This window comes from Marinagarivorans cellulosilyticus (assembly GCF_021655555.1).
Lineage (GTDB): Bacteria > Pseudomonadota > Gammaproteobacteria > Pseudomonadales > Cellvibrionaceae > Marinagarivorans > Marinagarivorans cellulosilyticus.
Genome location: NZ_AP023086.1, coordinates 2472270 through 2488448, shown reverse-complemented (window position 1 = coordinate 2488448; position 16179 = coordinate 2472270). Strand labels below are relative to the sequence as shown.

25 protein-coding genes and 1 pseudogene are annotated in these 16179 nt (G+C 44.9%); 17 read left to right on the top strand and 9 right to left on the bottom strand.

Annotation, left to right across the window (positions count from 1 at the left end; translation table 11 throughout):
• Positions 1-79 precede the first annotated feature (79 nt).
• Positions 80-838, bottom strand: coding sequence for a tyrosine-type recombinase/integrase (locus tag MARGE09_RS09955; RefSeq protein ID WP_236987181.1), 759 nt, complete (start codon positions 836-838; stop codon positions 80-82).
• 237 nt (positions 839-1075) lie between these two features.
• Here MARGE09_RS09955 and MARGE09_RS09950 point away from each other — a divergent pair, with 237 nt between their 5' ends.
• The 4 genes from MARGE09_RS09950 (at position 1076) to MARGE09_RS09935 (ending at position 4237) form a co-directional block, all read left to right on the top strand.
• Entirely contained in the window at positions 1076-1507 is a 432-nt protein-coding gene (locus MARGE09_RS09950) for a LexA family protein (RefSeq protein WP_236987180.1), read from the top strand.
• Positions 1504-2757, top strand: coding sequence for a Y-family DNA polymerase (locus MARGE09_RS09945; protein WP_236987179.1), 1254 nt, complete (start codon positions 1504-1506; stop codon positions 2755-2757). The genes MARGE09_RS09950 and MARGE09_RS09945 overlap by 4 nt, the downstream gene beginning before the upstream one ends.
• A 185-nt stretch (positions 2758-2942) precedes the next feature.
• Complete coding sequence (locus MARGE09_RS09940) at positions 2943-3659, top strand: AHH domain-containing protein (protein WP_236987178.1); 717 nt, start codon at positions 2943-2945, stop codon at positions 3657-3659.
• Positions 3659-4237, top strand: coding sequence for a hypothetical protein (locus tag MARGE09_RS09935; protein ID WP_236987177.1), 579 nt, complete (start codon positions 3659-3661; stop codon positions 4235-4237). Before MARGE09_RS09940 ends, MARGE09_RS09935 begins: the two co-directional genes overlap by 1 nt.
• Before the next feature lie 55 nt (positions 4238-4292).
• Here MARGE09_RS09935 and MARGE09_RS21730 read toward each other — a convergent pair.
• The 5 genes and pseudogenes from MARGE09_RS21730 to MARGE09_RS09915 form a co-directional block, all read right to left on the bottom strand.
• Positions 4293-4544, bottom strand: a pseudogene (locus tag MARGE09_RS21730) (endonuclease); the annotation flags it as partial.
• Positions 4545-4634: 90 nt separating this feature from the next.
• Positions 4635-5105 (bottom strand): hypothetical protein, encoded by a 471-nt coding sequence (locus MARGE09_RS09930; RefSeq protein ID WP_236987176.1) that lies wholly within the window; start codon positions 5103-5105, stop codon positions 4635-4637.
• Positions 5090-6100, bottom strand: a complete 1011-nt coding sequence (locus MARGE09_RS09925) for a hypothetical protein (RefSeq protein ID WP_236987175.1) — start codon at positions 6098-6100, stop codon at positions 5090-5092. Before MARGE09_RS09925 ends, MARGE09_RS09930 begins: the two co-directional genes overlap by 16 nt.
• Before the next feature lie 910 nt (positions 6101-7010).
• A complete protein-coding gene (locus tag MARGE09_RS09920) occupies positions 7011-7397 on the bottom strand; it encodes a hypothetical protein (RefSeq protein WP_236987174.1) in 387 nt (128 codons plus the stop codon).
• 473 nt (positions 7398-7870) lie between these two features.
• Entirely contained in the window at positions 7871-8044 is a 174-nt protein-coding gene (locus tag MARGE09_RS09915; RefSeq protein ID WP_236987173.1) for a hypothetical protein, read from the bottom strand.
• 238 nt (positions 8045-8282) lie between these two features.
• Here MARGE09_RS09915 and MARGE09_RS09910 point away from each other — a divergent pair, with 238 nt between their 5' ends.
• The 4 genes from MARGE09_RS09910 (at position 8283) to MARGE09_RS09895 (ending at position 9888) form a co-directional block, all read left to right on the top strand.
• On the top strand, positions 8283-9026 hold the full coding sequence (locus MARGE09_RS09910; RefSeq protein ID WP_236987172.1) for a tyrosine-type recombinase/integrase: 744 nt from the start codon (positions 8283-8285) through the stop codon (positions 9024-9026).
• Between the two features lie 82 nt (positions 9027-9108).
• On the top strand, positions 9109-9351 hold the full coding sequence (locus tag MARGE09_RS09905; RefSeq protein WP_236987171.1) for a hypothetical protein: 243 nt from the start codon (positions 9109-9111) through the stop codon (positions 9349-9351).
• A gap of 67 nt (positions 9352-9418) precedes the next feature.
• On the top strand, positions 9419-9649 hold the full coding sequence (locus tag MARGE09_RS09900) for a hypothetical protein (RefSeq protein ID WP_236987170.1): 231 nt from the start codon (positions 9419-9421) through the stop codon (positions 9647-9649).
• A gap of 38 nt (positions 9650-9687) precedes the next feature.
• Entirely contained in the window at positions 9688-9888 is a 201-nt protein-coding gene (locus MARGE09_RS09895; protein ID WP_236987169.1) for a hypothetical protein, read from the top strand.
• Positions 9889-10085: 197 nt separating this feature from the next.
• On the opposite strand, the gene MARGE09_RS09890 is transcribed toward MARGE09_RS09895, so the two are convergent.
• Positions 10086-11251, bottom strand: a protein-coding gene (locus MARGE09_RS09890) for an IS3 family transposase (RefSeq protein ID WP_236987168.1) whose coding sequence is annotated in 2 segments (ribosomal slippage) — positions 10086-10990 and positions 10990-11251 — 1167 coding nt in all. Because the reading frame shifts where the segments join, the coding sequence is not laid out codon by codon here.
• Between the two features lie 136 nt (positions 11252-11387).
• On the opposite strand from MARGE09_RS09890, the gene MARGE09_RS09885 reads away from it, so the two are divergent.
• From MARGE09_RS09885 to MARGE09_RS21565, 6 genes are read left to right on the top strand one after another with little or no spacing between them, the layout of a single operon-like run.
• A complete protein-coding gene (locus MARGE09_RS09885) occupies positions 11388-11669 on the top strand; it encodes a hypothetical protein (RefSeq protein ID WP_236987167.1) in 282 nt (93 codons plus the stop codon).
• Between the two features lie 12 nt (positions 11670-11681).
• Complete coding sequence (locus MARGE09_RS09880; RefSeq protein WP_236987166.1) at positions 11682-12044, top strand: hypothetical protein; 363 nt, start codon at positions 11682-11684, stop codon at positions 12042-12044.
• Between the two features lie 17 nt (positions 12045-12061).
• Positions 12062-12229 (top strand): hypothetical protein, encoded by a 168-nt coding sequence (locus MARGE09_RS09875; RefSeq protein ID WP_236987165.1) that lies wholly within the window; start codon positions 12062-12064, stop codon positions 12227-12229.
• Positions 12230-12237: 8 nt separating this feature from the next.
• Positions 12238-12942 carry a hypothetical protein gene (locus MARGE09_RS09870; RefSeq protein ID WP_236987164.1) on the top strand — a complete coding sequence of 235 codons (705 nt, stop codon included), beginning with the start codon at positions 12238-12240 and terminating at the stop codon, positions 12940-12942.
• 12 nt (positions 12943-12954) lie between these two features.
• A complete protein-coding gene (locus MARGE09_RS09865) occupies positions 12955-13188 on the top strand; it encodes a hypothetical protein (RefSeq protein WP_236987163.1) in 234 nt (77 codons plus the stop codon).
• An 11-nt stretch (positions 13189-13199) separates the two neighbouring features.
• Complete coding sequence (locus tag MARGE09_RS21565; RefSeq protein ID WP_255711968.1) at positions 13200-13331, top strand: hypothetical protein; 132 nt, start codon at positions 13200-13202, stop codon at positions 13329-13331.
• 27 nt (positions 13332-13358) lie between these two features.
• On the opposite strand, the gene MARGE09_RS09860 is transcribed toward MARGE09_RS21565, so the two are convergent.
• Both MARGE09_RS09860 and MARGE09_RS09855 read right to left on the bottom strand, forming a co-directional pair.
• The gene (locus MARGE09_RS09860) at positions 13359-13922 is read right to left on the bottom strand and encodes a hypothetical protein (protein ID WP_236987162.1); all 564 of its coding nucleotides are present in this window, start codon (positions 13920-13922) and stop codon (positions 13359-13361) included.
• Positions 13915-14640 (bottom strand): AHH domain-containing protein, encoded by a 726-nt coding sequence (locus MARGE09_RS09855; protein WP_236987161.1) that lies wholly within the window; start codon positions 14638-14640, stop codon positions 13915-13917. Before MARGE09_RS09855 ends, MARGE09_RS09860 begins: the two co-directional genes overlap by 8 nt.
• A 218-nt stretch (positions 14641-14858) precedes the next feature.
• On the opposite strand from MARGE09_RS09855, the gene MARGE09_RS09850 reads away from it, so the two are divergent.
• The 3 genes from MARGE09_RS09850 to MARGE09_RS09840 all read left to right on the top strand — a co-directional run bounded on the left by MARGE09_RS09850 (position 14859) and on the right by MARGE09_RS09840 (position 16074).
• Positions 14859-15146: a hypothetical protein gene (locus tag MARGE09_RS09850; protein WP_236987160.1), complete on the top strand. Its 288-nt coding sequence runs from the start codon at positions 14859-14861 to the stop codon at positions 15144-15146.
• 13 nt (positions 15147-15159) lie between these two features.
• Positions 15160-15375 carry a hypothetical protein gene (locus MARGE09_RS09845; protein WP_236987159.1) on the top strand — a complete coding sequence of 72 codons (216 nt, stop codon included), beginning with the start codon at positions 15160-15162 and terminating at the stop codon, positions 15373-15375.
• A gap of 108 nt (positions 15376-15483) precedes the next feature.
• Positions 15484-16074, top strand: coding sequence for a hypothetical protein (locus MARGE09_RS09840; protein WP_236987158.1), 591 nt, complete (start codon positions 15484-15486; stop codon positions 16072-16074).
• The last annotated feature ends 105 nt before the right edge of the window (positions 16075-16179 follow it).

Below are 16179 nucleotides of genomic sequence, written 5' to 3'. Positions count from 1 at the left end.
TGATATTATTTTAATAGTTGGCAAAAATCTTTTTTCGAAAGGTTTGCTAATGTCTGCTTTGGGTCGAATGCAGACAAAATTATTTCAAGTTCTCAGGCATTTTTATGCCTTTCAAAATTGTTTGGTAAGCTTGCTCTATTCGCTTTTGCGAAGGATCAATATATTCAATCGTCATTTCAGGATCTTCATGGTTTAAAATGTACCGAATCAACTCCAAATCACAACCCTTTCTGTCAAGCCAAGTTGCAAGAGTGCGTCGTCCAGAGTGGCTGGACCCGCCCTGAATTCCAGCACCTTTCATAATTTCGCGCATTAGGTTTTCTAATGAACTGCATACCAATACCTCCTTGTCCTCTCCACTTTTCGTTTTGTACTTTTTCGCATTGAACGCGAATTTACGCCACGTTCCTTTTTTAGAAAGAAAAAGCGGGCTATCGCCCCTGAGATTTCCGTAGCTACCATCATCACTTAGCATGGCTTTTTCGTGAACTCGCTGCGCCATCCACTCGTTCAACGCTTGGCGCTGTTGAGCGGCCACAATGTAAGCCACCCGAGACTTGTTTGTCTTGGTGTACTTAGCTGGAATAATGAACGTCTTTTTCAACTCTCCATCAGGTCGGTAAACGTCCTTAACCCTTAGCTGGGCAACTTCATTTATTCGCATTCCAGCACCAAAAAGCATCCAAGTTATCGCGACATTCCTCCGCCCGAGCTCTCCTCTTGATGCGCGCCAAAGAACGTTTGTTAGCTCGCTCGGGCTTTCAACGACCTGTGCCTTTCCTTCGCCAGGCTCATACACATCAATAAGCCGCCTGACAGGCCTGCTTTTCGAAACCATTGGTTATGCGTTACTCTAGTGTTAGTGCCAAATTCCAATATAGCACTGAGCTGGACGCCAACTCTACCGAAAAGCGCGCCAATATTGACTTCATTGGAATGTTCCTCACGGCACCTCCATCACCCGTCTCCCAGACCTCAAACGAAGGCAATTGATCGGATACACCTTACCCGCAATGAAATAATGAACTACTATAGGCTGTACAAATAAACAGTACCAATATAGACCGATCACCCTATGATTATTCAGCCGCTCAACATCAACACTATCGAATCCAGCTTTACACTCCCGCTGGCACTAACGCGTTTGCGCTGCGGCTTCCCGAGCCCCGCCGACGATCATCTGGATGCCCCGCTAGACCTAATTGAGCACCTGATACAACACCCAGCGGCCACCTACTTTGCCCGCGCCGAAGGCGATTCCATGTCCGGCGTAGGGATTATGGATGGTGACCTGCTGATTGTTGATCGCTCGATAACCCCAAAGCACAAGGATATTGTCGTCGCGGCCGTTGATGGGCAACTGACCTGCAAAATACTGGACACCGCCCAACACCAATTATTAAGCGCCAATAACGCCTACCCGCCGATCCACATCGATACTGAACATGCCGACCTGATTATTGAAGGGGTCGTTATTCACGCGATTCATCACCTGCGCAACCAATGATTGCCCTGTGCGACCAGCGCGCTTTTTATGCCAGCTGTGAAAGCGTTTTTCGCCCGGATTTGCGCAGCAAACCTATTGCCGTGCTGAGCAACAACGACGGCTGTATTGTTGCGCTCAATAATGAAGCGAAAACCATCGGGCTACAAAAGTTTGCGCCCTACTTTCAACAACGGGCGATCGCAGAACAAGCCAACGCGCATATATTTTCAAGCAACTACGCGCTCTATGGCGAAATCTCTAAACGCATAATGGCAACCCTTAAAGCACTAACCCCGTGCATTGAGGTGTATTCCATTGACGAATGTTTTTGCGACCTCAGCGGCATACCGGTTAACCAACTAAAAGATTTAGGGCAAAGCTTGCGCTCAACCATCTGGCAACAACAACGCATCCAAATGGGCGTATCGATAGGGGCAACAAAAACGCTGGCTAAACTGGGGCAATTTGCGACCAAGATGCTCCCCTCGATTAATGGCGTTTGCATTCTGGAAAATGACCATCAAATTAGCTGGCTGGCAAAAAGAACGCCGGTGAGTGAAGTGTGGGGCGTGGGCCGCCGCCTAACCGAAACCCTACAAGCCCAAGGCATTACGCATGCCGAAGCACTGCGAAGGCTGCCACTGGGCCTGGCGCGAAAGCTTGGTCATCGGCCCCTGGAGCAAACAGTACGTGAGTTAAACGGCGAGCGGTGCATCCCGTTTGAGTCAACATCAGCCGATAGGCAATCCATTGTTTGCAGTCGCAGCTTTGGCGTAAAAATAGAAACACGCGAAGCCTTGGAGCAAGCATTATGTGAATTTGCCGCACGCGCCTGCGAGAAGCTGCGCAAACAGGGCAGCGTCTGCCGTGCAATCACTGTTTTTATTATGACCAGCCAGCATACAGAACACCGGCGAACAGCCATTGAATCGACACGCCTGCCCTGCCCTAGCGCGTGCTCGTCGACGATGATGAGTAGCGCCAAAGCCCTACTTCGCACACTGTATCGTTCAGGCTATCAATATGCGAAAGCCGGCATTGAACTCAAAGAGATATCACCTGCGGACACTTACCAAAGTGATTTTTGGGCTGGCGACAATACGCAAGTAAATGCACTCATGAAAACAATCGATACCATCAACCATAAGTTCGGAAAAGGCGCTGTCTTTTTGGCCGCACAAGGGGCAACAAAAACACACGCCATGAAACAGGCGCACCTAAGCCCCAAATATTTATCGCTATGGTCAGAAATCCCGCGTATTAAATGTTGATTTACACAAAACCTAAGGCCATCAATATTGAAATGCAAGGTGTCGATATTTGTACTTTTGACTCTCGTTGACGACAACTTACGCATCCATTACCAACGCTTTTAACCCGCTGAAGATTGATTTCACGATCCCAAAATTTACGGTAAGATGGAGTGTAATCCGCCCCGTAAACTTAAGGAATATCCATGAAACTGGAGTATCACAACGGCGTCAGAACAACCAAAATGTATCATGAACTATCACCTTTCGAGGCTGCAATTGCCAGATACGAGGAGATGGCCGAAAAGCACTTTGATAAAATCAAGATCAAAGGGAAATTGAATGCGAAGCAGGCCTCCGAGAAAGCGGAAGCTCTTGCATTTCTGGCCGAAGAACGGCGCAAGCTGGATACGATAGCATCGGTTCAGGGACAGCTGGAGGAGTATCGCGAACGCGGCCTCGATGCAACCAGAGGATATGGAGCAGAAAGAGTTAAGGCGGTGAGACTACTGCGTGAAGAAAAGCATCACCCAACGAAAGTTCTTGAGAAGCACATGTTCGCAGAAGGCCAAATAAAACCGAGTTCACTTCACACGGCACACCACATCGTTCCGGGAACAGGTAAGACAAAAGAGGTAAATGCGAGAACTCGCGCTTACCTCCACAGCTTCGGAATTCGCATTAATGACCCTGCCAATGGCGTCTTTTTACTCCATAAAGACGAATACGCCCCACACTGGTCAATGCCCGAATCGCGCGGACACCTGAAATACCACACGAAAGATTATGAACGCTGGGTTAGTCGCTCCATCAGAGTGTTAAGTCATATTGATACGATAAAAACGCAACTTCAAATCATTGGTAGACTCTTACAACAACATGAACCCAAAACAGTAATCCCAAAAGCCACCGGTGTTAAATAATGTCAAATGTCTACGCTATTCGCGATAATCTTGATGGCCTTAAGTCACTCAATCTCGACATTCTTGACGTTGTTGAGTCAGCGCCACGCGATGCAGACTTCGATCAACTTATGGCGTTTGAGCGCCACAACTTATCGATGAAAGCGTGGTGGCCAGGGTTTGATGTGGAACTATACAGTTCAGATGATTGTGATGATGATGCTAGCCCAGATATTCGAACCTGGGTTGGCCCTTCACTTTGTTTATCGCCGAAAGCGCTTCGACTACTGGCCCCGTCGCTTGAGGGACTTGGTGAGATCCTTCCAATTACTGTTAATGGTGAAGCTTGGGGAATCTTCAACTGCCTTACGATGGTGAATGCCGATCCGTCAAAAACCTATCGACCCCAAATCCTTCATGAGCTGGGCGCCGCTGAGAAAATTGGATTTTTTGATGATGCCGCTGAAAACCGGGTATTTAAATCACCCGACGAACCCTGCTTAACATTATTTTGTAATGATTGGTTCAAGGAGGTTGTTGAATCCAATGACTTAACGGGTATTAGCTTTAGTACAGAGCTGGTTGAGTTTCATAACTAATTGGACCGATGGCAGCAATGATACCTTTCCTTAGGTATCTCTAAGAGCCTTTGCCCTAGTTATCTAGCTTGCAACGCTCAGTCATTATTTTGTTTTTGTTGCCTTGAGTTTTTTCAATGCGGCTAGCTCTTTCGCACTCCCATTCACTTACAGGGTACATTTTGTCCCATCCAGCCATTAACTTTGCCTGTGAGCTACTTATCTTGAAACGCTCGTAAGCGTCCTGCATATATAAATATGTTCTCGCTATTCGACCCCGAGCATCAACAGGCGGCTCTAGTTTACGGTCTGAGATCTTCATATTACAACTGCCAGCCTTACCCCAACCAAGCTCTGATCATTAAGTGTGGAATACACTGCACACGCGCTTCAAGACAGAAAGACTAGCAGTTAAAAGTTAGTCTTTAATTTTAAATAAGTACTCATTTAAGAGCAGTTTACTATCATCTTCTCGAGCTATACCTATCATGAGCTGCGGCATGTCGGGTAGATTGCAACGCGAGATGTCTCTCGGCAGTGCAATAAGCTGACCTTCGCGCTCAACAGTGAGGCAGCCAAAAGACATAAATTTCACTCTATCGCTTTTGATCATATCTGCGCTGTTTCCTAGGTGATCAGTAACGACTACTTTCATGGAGTAAGTACTCCCCCGTTCCAACTGGGGTAACGCCTTTTCCAAAATAGCGCTTTCAATTAGGGGGTTGTCGTTCACCTGTTCGGCTATCTCAACTTCACCGTCAATTGGCTTGTTGTTGAGAAACAATGTCAGTTGGTATTCCTGTGCTGGGCCAGACAGGTCGAGGGTGCTCTCCCCATTACAGCCAATCAAAGCGTAAGTTACAATTAAAAGTCCTATAATACGAAACATTGTCTTCCCTCCAGTCCTAAATCTATCTCGATCGGCTTCATTTGAGCTTCTCTGCTTTTTATGCAGTCGTCTCTGACCGCATTTCTATACATTTTAACCGCTAAGTTGGCAAATCTTGATTCTAAATTGGATAAATTTTCTCTATTGCAGGATTTTATGACATCAAAGACTTGAGACCAGTCACTATCGGTTCCACAGCCGTTCTTGCTTAGTGCAGCGATCAAGTCCTCAGATATGTGGTATCGAGCCATAGCGTTCGCGCACACTTTTTCACTTGCCCAGCCCCAAAAATCAAGACTGGAATCTCTGCAGTCGCTTTCAATCTGCTCCCAGCTTCCATTTTTTTGTATATACGGATCAATGAAGTCTGGAATTACTAGATCGAGCCACTTGCAATTTTCCATTTCACATTTTAAATCGCAAGATTTTTCGGCGATGCATATTTGGTTTTCATGGAAGAGTCTAGTTGGATCGCCGGGCGACTTTTTAGGAAGGCTTTTGATTTCTTTAACGCTTTTACCGCAACCAAAAGTATCACTGTGCTGACACCGCTTAGTCATGATCGGATTGGGTGGCCATGGCGCCCAAACTTCGTTAACGGACCAGTGCTCATAAAAACACTGGGCTAAGCTTCCATTACCAATCAATTCATACTTAACATAACGAAATGTTTCGCTCGGAGCATCATCCCCAAAAACGACATCAGCATGTCCGGACCAAAAAAAATGTTGCTGCTCAATGGCTCCGTACCACTGGCAAAGCTCATCAGGATTGGAGCCTGCGTTTGAATAAGGGCCAAACCATCCTTCCTTTTCAAAGTCGTACCAAGCCCCATATATCGGAGGTGGCGCGTCGTAACTCTCATAGAACTCGGGATATGAAAAATTGTAAGCCATCTTCCATTGTTCCTCTTCTGCCGAAGTTGTCGTAACGATTAGTGACTGGAAAAGTAAAAATATGAGCGTGAGCCTGTAAAAGTTACTTCCGAACATCATAGAAACCTCCTGTTGTGATTCAATCCATTAACGATATTCTAAATTTTCTGTACACCTGAATTTCGTGAAACTTTTTCAAGCACGAGTTTTTGGGGGATAAATATTGGTGTCAGAAATGATAATTTGATGTGGGGCGGGGTTTTTCATCGTTCTGTCATCCTTTGACGTCCTGAAAGTAATATTTTACTTTTAATGAAAGTGGTGCTGACTGCGAGTCGATCAAAACAAAGGGATCTTAATGTAAAGAGTTAATGAGTTTTTTTCAAGGCGCATGTAAAGTTGGCGCTATAAGCCTGTCGGCTTTTTCGTTATGGTGACATATAGGGTTTTACTTTATCAATATTTATGCCTCTACTGAGTCGAACATTAGCCCGCCAAAACCATTTTTTAATACTTCGTTTTTGAAATGCTCGTTGCAATATAAATTCGAGCAGCTATCAAAGTTAGTCTTGCATACCGGGATTGAAAGTTCAGAGCTTGCTTCAAAGCAATCGAGGCGATGATCAGGTATTCGTCGTTAATCGACTTTTGCTCACGATTATCATTATCTACACCAACCATTCTTCAGCAATTGAACATATAATACTGGTCGTCTTCAATTGTAATTGGTAAAAACTCTCCAGCGTTCGAGAGCGGTTTCTTGAGCACACCATGAACTTTCTTCGAAGGTATTAAATAAAAACCGTTCCAAATTGTGATCTCAGGACGTGATGTACGATTCGTAAGTCATATATCGCTGAATTTTCCTTCCACATCAGTCCAGCCTGTTGATTATCGCCAAGCTTCCACTCATGTTTTGGGTCAGGCAGGAAAGTTAGGCGGACGAAAAAAATTACTTTATAGGGTTTATGAAGGGGTGAGTAATCATGAATTTGAATGGAGCGGCCCTGAAGCCTCGATAACGATCATATTACAACTTCAACCCCGTTTGGCTCGCAGTAGTTATTAATGCCGACTTCTCAACGCTGAGGTCAAGATTGAAACGCAATGGCACGGTTAATCTGCCCTCCTCACTGATAATGGCCGAGTAAATATCCCGACTCTCGCGCATGCTAATCGCGTTATCCGACAAGGCGAGCTTTATCATGTTCGTAGTATTATTGCTGGCGCCTGAACTCAAGATATAATTAAGTTGCGCATAGCTTTCAGCGCTGATCTCATCAAAATACATCACCTTAAAGTACCATACGGCGCAGATAGCGCACCCAACAATGAGCCCTAAGGGGAAGGAGAATTGACGGAGGAAAGTGGATCGTTTAAAGCTGTAGTCAGCCTTATCGAGTATTGTAACTGACATAGCTTAGCGTCCTTTTATTCTGCAGTCGGGTTTACTGCCCGCAAAAAACGAGCAAAGCGATAAACAAATTTTTTTCAGCTTGGTCGGGAGCGGTTAATGGTAATCCCATACATTGGAAATCCAAGCCCCTAATTTTTAGTTACGGTTTTTGTGTTTGCAGTGAAAAGAGCGTCATATAAAGCAATTATTACGCTTAAGACGGTTAAGCCCGCGAAACCTAGCACCCCAACGACAACAACCCAAAAAGCGGCCCCAGAGGTCCCAACGCCATCACCTCCAGAGGCTATTGTCGTAAGCAAGGAGACCACTAAAAGTAGCGCAGATATACGTGAAACCCAAGCCCTTCGATGGTTAGAAAAGCAATGAATGAGCGTAATAAATGCAACGACCAGGGCGATTACTGGATACGGCGTTTCAGACCAATTCATAGGATTTACCTTTAAGGTCGGGTGTCAATTCCATTAACGAATGCTCTACTTTTTCTTGCTCGGCAAGCCTGTAACGGCGTCTAAGTCTTTAGGTTTCGGGTTGTTTGCGACCCGACTCATTTGCCGCACGCTAATCTCCCAGCGAGACGCTATTTCTTCTAATAACCAGCCTCTATCCTTGGCCTTTTTATGGAACTCACTGTCTTTACCACTAGCCATATATGTCTAGTCCTTAAATTACACCAACAGGTCAAATATGTCTAGTAGAGTATCGCTTACCGCGCGCGATGTCACCCAAAAAAAAAGCGCTTCTATGAAGGCCTCAGCGCCAACCGCCGCCATTCAGCGCATGCACCCTGCCCTAACTTTTCCCCTAAGTCCTTATCTCACGCGGGCTGGTTGTAAGCAGCCTTCAATCGGTGTAACTTAGGGGAAATTGACCAGCAAGTGAGATTGAATGCCTACAGCTAGGGCCGTGCGCCGATATAGGGAGTCTTCAAAGAAGAAGGCTCCAGCGCTGACACCTAAACAGCTCAAACGATTACTCTATGTTGCCGGAGACACCAGAAACCCCGAAAGAAACCAATTGATTGTATGGCTGTTATTTGGCGCTGGACTGAGAATCAGTGAGGTGGCAGTCATTGAAATAAAAGATGTTCTATGGAAAAGCGGAAAGCTAAAAAATGAAATTATAATTCCTGCAAAATACTGCAAAAATAACAAAGCTGGCCATGTGTTTTTCTATCATAAAAAACTGCTTGAAGCATTAGAGCAATACATTGAGCATAGGGTTAGCAATAAACTTATGATGGGAGAGAACAGCGAGTTTCGCGGCTTGCGCAAAGACTCGAAACTTATTTTGAGTGAGAACAGGCGACCTTACTCACTAAAGAAAAAAGTTAGAGTTAATAAAGACAAGCAGGAAGAAATTTATTGGGCTTGTGACACCTTACAGAGTGTAGTCACCAAGTGGGGTAGAGAAGCTGGGATTGAGCGATTTACCACGCACAGCGGGAGAAGAACCTTAGCGACTCGAGCAGCAAGACGTGGCGCTAGCGAAAGCGAGTTGTGCGCCCTATTGCGTCATGAAACTGACGACCAACCATATGAATATATAGAGCCTGATCATGCAGGCATACGAGCCACCTTAGACGCACTGTATACGTCAGCTAAAGAAAGTATGAATAACGAGATACTATGACCAAAGATCCAAAACAAGACGCTCTGCGAACGCCACTTATGCGCGCTACTCTTACTGACACTGATCAGTGGGAGGGCTATTGATGGCAAAAGATGAAACCGATAAAGCTACGATAGATTTTCTTGCCAAACCCTCAAGGGGTGGATATAGGCCAGGTGCGGGGCGAAAAAAAGGCGACGCAAAGCCGAGAAAGCAGCCTGCATGGCGCGTTTCTGAAGAAGCTATCGAGACCATAAGGAATGCTGCTGAAGAATCAGGACACAAAGCCGGCGACGTACTTGATTGGGTAATGAAAAATCACAAAGAAATCCCCAAAGACATTTGATTTGCGCTTGCGCAAATCAATAATATGTTCGACAATATAAACCACATCAGTAAGGACGGATAACGGTATGAGTAGTGAAATTAGTTTATGGGCTAGAAGCTCGCTATCTGCGCTCATATTAATACTTAAAATATTGCCGATACTATTAGGACTATTTACCCTCTTTGTCACCAGTGCACACTGGGCCATTGATCAAGCGTTCGAGGGGAATACGACTTATGCTCTTTTGGTGCCTACCGCATGGATTTCATTTGGTATATTTTTGAATTTATTACGTCACTTTCGAGAGCAGCAATAGTAAGTAGTTTGAAAACTGTGTTCATTAAGGGGCAAATTATGTCAGAGGTAGTTAAGTATTTTTCTTGCGAAGACAGAGAGTCACGCACAGAGATTTTGTGGTCACTGGGTGCCGCCGAGGCTAACCCAAAACGCTCTCACGCTGGGTCTGTAGAGGCAAGCTTCACTAATGAATATGCATTGGTTGCCTGGGCTGGCACCCATAGAAAATTGTTTGGCTATGTTCCAAGCGAAGTTTAGGAGAAAGTTTATGAGTAAGTTATTGTTGAATTTATGGTGGATCTTTGCTGGCATAGCTTTGATTACCAATATCTATTTTTTCAAAACGGACGGTACAACCTTTCTTATTATATCGATTAGCTTTTGCATCCTAGCCGGACTTTCTTACGGTTTCGCGCCGCTATTTGCGAGAAAGTTGTAGTGGTCAACCCATCTGGTCACGAGTTTAGAGTTTTTTTGTAAATATTTTCTTTTTTAGCCGGTGTCAGGCCATCATTATGCTGGTGAGGTCTGACGCTATTGTAATAACGTAAAATATAATTGTTAACGGCATGCTTCGTCGACAAGAAGTCGGGCCATCCTTTCTTTGGCATGCACTCAGATTTTAAACTACGAAAGAATCGCTCCATAGGGGCATTGTCCCAGCAGTTTCCACGCCGACTCATGCTGTGCTTAATGCCGTAAGCCTTTAATTTTTTGCAGTAGGCTTTACTCGTAAAATGACACCCTTGGTCTGAATGCAGCATAAGATTGCGCGGTTTGCCACGAGCCGTATAAGCCATATTAAGTGCCTTGATCGTCAGGGCTGAATCTGGGCTGCTCGACAGTGCCCAGCCTACAGGTCGGCGCGCAAACAAATCTAAAACGACGGCTAAATAAGACCACCCATCCCCCGTCCAAATATAGGTCACATCTGTGCACCAAACCTTATCGGGTGCATCTACATCAAACTCACGATTAAGGTGGTTGCCCACTGTAACGTGCTCTTTCTTGCCCATCTTCCGTGGAGTCTTGGGTGGCTGACGGCTTTTTAATGACAGCTTATTCATGACTTTAGCGGCTCGATAACGCGATAAATCAAGCTCATCATTACTGACAATCCTAGCAATCGTGCGCGCGCCTGCAGAGCCATAACTCAGGTCAAAGGCTTCCTGAACAGCTTTCGCAAGTTGCGGGCAAAGTGTTTGCGAATGGCGCGTATTAGCCAGCCAGTAAGAGTAACTACTGCGATGCACACCAAAGGTTGAGCATAAAGTTTTAACCGGATAGCTCTCTTGCAAGTCAGTGATTACCGAAAATTTTTCAGTGATCCCGACAGCAAGAGAGCTGAAGCCTTTTTTAAAATTTCATTCTCTTCATTAATGCGGCGTATTTCTTTTTCCAGCTCACGGATTCGCTGCTGATCATTCCCGATTGGTACGCTCAGCTCGCCGGGCTTACTTTGCCGATTATTGCGTAACTGCCGGACCCATTTATCCACTGTGGATTTCCCCACACCCATCGCCTCGGCGGCCTCTCGAATACTATAATCTTGCTGTAACACCAAATTAGCGACTTTCAATCGGAATTCAGCATCATATCGGGGTCGTGTTTGCTTGCTCATGGCGCACCTTTTTAAGTAGTGAGGTGATTTTAACACCTCTTAATGGGTGACCAGATTTAGTGTGCCACTACAAGTGGCGACAAAAGCAACCAGAAACCTAGAAAGGAAAATCGTTCGATGTTGAGGAGTTAAACTAATGGAAGAGCAATTTATATATTCAGCTGGCGGACATAGGAGCCTTGAGGATTTCATTTTGAATTCAGCTAAAACGCTGATTGAAGATATGGGAAGCTATATCCTTGATGACGAATGCTCTATATCCGACGTTCACTCGGCGCTAGATCGCCTTATGGCATTAACAGATATTGGAGCAGCTGAAAATTCGTATTTGTCCGAGTCTGCGAAAAGGCAGTTAAGCATAATCAACCAAGATTCTATGGTGATGATTCGGAACTACAACGACAAGAACAATATATAAGGGGAATAATTAATGTCCCCAAATTTAATTTGTGTTGATTTATCCCATTACGAAGATTTTGATGTGAACGATGAAGATCAAATACTTGAAGTCCTTAATGAAAACATAGAAATAACAAGGGATGCTATAGATTTTAGCGTGATTGATGATAGAGGGTCACGCCATGAAGACACTGAAAGCTTTACAGGCATTGATCATGTTGGCGATAGAGTGCTTGCACGCTGGTCATTTGATTGGTCTGTGTACTCTCCTTGCCAGGATCATTGTTTCGACGGTATTTCTGAAGGTTCAGCTGAGATATGGATACGTAACACTAAACTACTCTTAAAGTCGTTTATATATCCAGAAAAACCATCCACATTTGATGAACTTTAAGTTAGGGGGAAAAAATTATGGACCATATAGAAAATGCTGAATTCAGCAGCAGTGATGCCAAACGATTGACTCACGCAATTGAGTCCGGCGTGTATATCGATGCAATGGGCGATAAGGAATTGATTAAGCCCCTACTGAGGCATCCCGATGTCGCTAAAGCGCTAGAATGCAAAGGCAATAGCTGAGGGAAAAAATGAATTATAAGCCACTCAAAGTATTCATCACCCCTATTCTAACACTGATGGCTGCCTTTATCATTGCGGGAGCGCTGGCAACACTCATTGGTAATTTATTAGCGACGAACCACAAAGAGATTTTGAGCGTTTTGGGAGAGCTAACCGGAATTGGCGCTGGCATTGCTACGATCATAGTTGCGATTTACGCAGGCAGCGCCATTAAACGATGGAAGCAGAAAAGCAACGAGAACTGCCTTCAGTTAATTTGGAGTGCGCGAAAAAATGTCGCCGCAATAAGAGATTACGCTCGGAGGGATATATGCCCAAATGATAATAATGATGTACCTGAGCGAGCTGAAGCATCGGACATTTTATTTGATAGAAAGGGTGGATTTCGCAACAACAGAATTTCCCGTGCAGTAAAGAATGTGATAGAGCTTGAAGACAATTTGATGATGCTTCAGGCCGGAGCAAACACCCCTGAAATACCAAAGGACTGGAACGATCTACATCCTGGGCGCCACCTATTAGATGAGATGATCATTGTAATAGAGATACAGGCTAAAGTTAACGAATATGATCTTTCTGAAATAGTCAAAAGACTAGGCGTGGAAGGTGACAAGGATCAACGATATTATAAGGGTAGCTCGGCCGGAAAAATTAATAAGATCATAGATAAAGTTGATACATTTCTTAATGACTATGAGAAGAATTTATTTTAGGGGAAAATTGTAATGAAAGATCTCTCGTTTGAACCAAAATATTTCGTCAAGTGTGACAACTCCGTTTGGACGTTCAACCAGGGCCAGAAGATTCCTTCAAGCAAGAGTAGTATTGGATCTGAGCTAGTGATCGCAGAAGCAAAACGCATCGAAATTGAAGGGCATTCAATACAGGTCGTCGATCACTGGCTTGAAGGTGGTCATAATGATTCGTTTTTAGAAAAGCTGAAAGAAAAACACTTGTAGGGGAAAAAATCGTGACCGAGACTACTGATGCACTACCTTTCGATGAAGGCGCTAAAGCGTACAAAGATCGGGAGAATCCAGAGTCAAACCCCTACCCAGAAGATGACCAGCGCAGAAAATCGGGTATTCAACCGGCAGCTTAGCGCTTGTGGATCATGAGGGGAAATGTATCATTGCTGCTCGAGAGTTTCGAATTGAAGCCCATATAGCTTTAGGTTTTCTAGTTTCTTTTTGAAGTTTTCGCTGCAGTAAAGGCTCGAGCAGTTGTCGAACTTTGTCTTGCAGACAGTATTTGTGAGCTCTGCGCTGCTCTCAAACCGAATTGACTTCAGTCCCAGATATTCACCATTAATTGTTTCTGTCTCGCTAGCGTTTTCGTCAACATTGACGATACGCCGGCAGTTGAACAGTTGGTATGTTGATCCCGCTAGTGTGATAGGCATAAATTCGCCAGCATCAGCGAGTATTGGATTCAGCTGACCAAAGGCTTCTGCTGACAGAATCAAGTAAATACCATTCCATATCGAAATGTCTGGAGCGCGTGCGCCTTTTGCAAGGCCGGTGTCGTTAAGCGTACCGCCGACGTCGGACCATGCAGAAGTCAGCTCAATATTACTTAACGCAGCGTTGTAAAAAGTATCCTCCCCCAGCTGTGTATCGATGGCATCTTCAACGGCGTATATGTCGATGTCTATATCGTAATAATGCTCAAAATCAGAAGTTAACCTATACATTGTCTTTACCATTCCAATTAGGGTCGGGCTTTTTGAGGACTTTTTCAGGCTGCAGGCCGTGCTTAAGCATCGTTCGAAAGAACGTCAACTTCGCACGTATCGTGAGCTCAGATCTTAGGCCTCGTAGGCCGAGAGAAACCCAACGCTCATAATTATGAGTATGTATTCGGCTGTGAGGGACAGCCTTTGGCATTGCCCAATGCCCTCTATCCGCCTCAGACATTGGCATCCAAACGCCATTGTCTGAATCGTTGATCCTGACGTCATGTCGAAACAGTTGAGCTCGAGCTAGCTTTGTTTCCGCGAGCTTACCTTGACCCTCTACGATATGATGAGCGGTATACCTTGGGCTGGGTTGTGCTCGCCCGGATGCTCGTAGGTTAGACTCTAACACTTCGGTTGGGTGGTGCCCTTCTCGCTCGTATTCGCGTTGGCGCTCTCGGCGTTGAAGGTGTTTAAACTCGTCGCGGTAGGCTTGGAGTTTTCCGTCTACCTGGGCCATTGTGTATAGCTTAAGATATTCTGTATCTAGGTGGGCTTTGGCCTTGCTGAGCTCAAGCAAGCGTTGGTCGCGCTCGGACGGCGTTTCGTTGGTTTTCTTGAGCTTACGGTAGTGATAGTCCTTACACTTGCGCTCATACTCTTGAATAGATAAGTCGAGAGGGCTGAGCTCCCATGTTAGCGGCGTCTGGCGCTCGCCTCTGAATACATCTACCATGTCAGGTAGCTCCTTGTATTACGGTAATCTGTAGCGCAAATATACCGCTCGGTTGCGTGAGTTGCAATTTTTTGCTTTTGAAGGGGCGTCTCAGTCTTTGTTGTTGGGACTATTTTTGAAACTCAATAAGTCCGGAGCTGAAGGTGACCCCTGTTAAGCCATGTGATTCAACCACTTATTTGAACCAATTTGCACAACAAGTAAAAACCTAAAGGAAAGTGCTAAGTAAGTACCCTGCCCTGAAGATGACTAGCGCAGAAAATAGAATATTCAACCGGCAGCTTAGAGCTTGTTGGGTCATACGGGGAAAAATCGTGACCGAAACCACTGATCCACTGCCTTTCGATGAAGGGGCTAAAGCGTACAAAGAACGGAAGACTCCAGAGTCAAACCCCTACCCAGAAGATCACTGGAAGCATAAAGAGTGGCACCTCGGCTGGTCTGATGCGGAAGAATGCGACGGCGAATCCTGGGACTGGACAAGACAAAGCTTCAAGGCTAATTAACGAGGAATAAAGCATGTCAATAAATATTGGGGAAGTAGTCTTCAGGAGTAATGGGTACTCTGTAAAAGAGATCTTTGATGTAGACCCTCAAGGTGAAGAAAAATTAAGCGGGTTCATCGTTACTGGACCTGACGGATATGAAGTGAAGTTCACGACTAAAGAAGAAGCCTGGTGTCATATTGAAAAAATTCTAGGAGACGACAACGATTCGTCCCCAGGGCCTTTTTGAAGGTGTTAGCGACTCTCTTATTATTGGCTTAGGCTTTATCGTGACATGCGTAACCAACTTCTAATTGCTAAGAAGTTGGTTAGAACTAAATCATAAGGGGAATAACCCATGCTTGACGATACGGACATAGATGATACAAGTCATCTTCCACCTAGTGATGAAATTATTGTCCAAGCTGCTAAAGATTTATGTGTTGGTAAGTATAACTGTGACCTAGAAAAACACGTATGGAGACCTGTATTTAACAAAATAATTTCGTCACATATGAAGCTTACAGTTAATCAAAATAAAGTTCACAAATTATGGCATGTTTCAGGTGGTCATCTGCGCAATAAGACCCGTGATGATGCTCTTCTAGCTAGTGTTCTCAGAATTTTATTACCAGGGTATACAGGAGATGGTTTGACCTTATTCAGAGGGGAGTGCCGATCCCTTTATGACTCAGGCCAAATTGGTTTCTGTTGGACGCCTGATATTGAGATCGCCAGATCATTTGCTTCAGGTGTTAACGCTATCAAATCTGGCGGTGGCGTACTATTAAAGGCATTTGCCCCCGGAAATTCTATTCTAGCGCCCCCAAATTCAAGCGGTAGAAGACGTAATGTTGCACAAGAGAATGAATACACTTGTGATCCAGCAGCGCTCGATAACATCACTGTGGTTTCTTATCATCCACATTCAGCTCGACAAGAGAAATAATAATGTCCGAAAATTTAATTTGTGTTGAATCCGGTTGCCCCTAAGGCGACCACAATGTTTGTTGCTATTCTGCCATGTCGGTGGAATAAGGCTTTATATAGACGT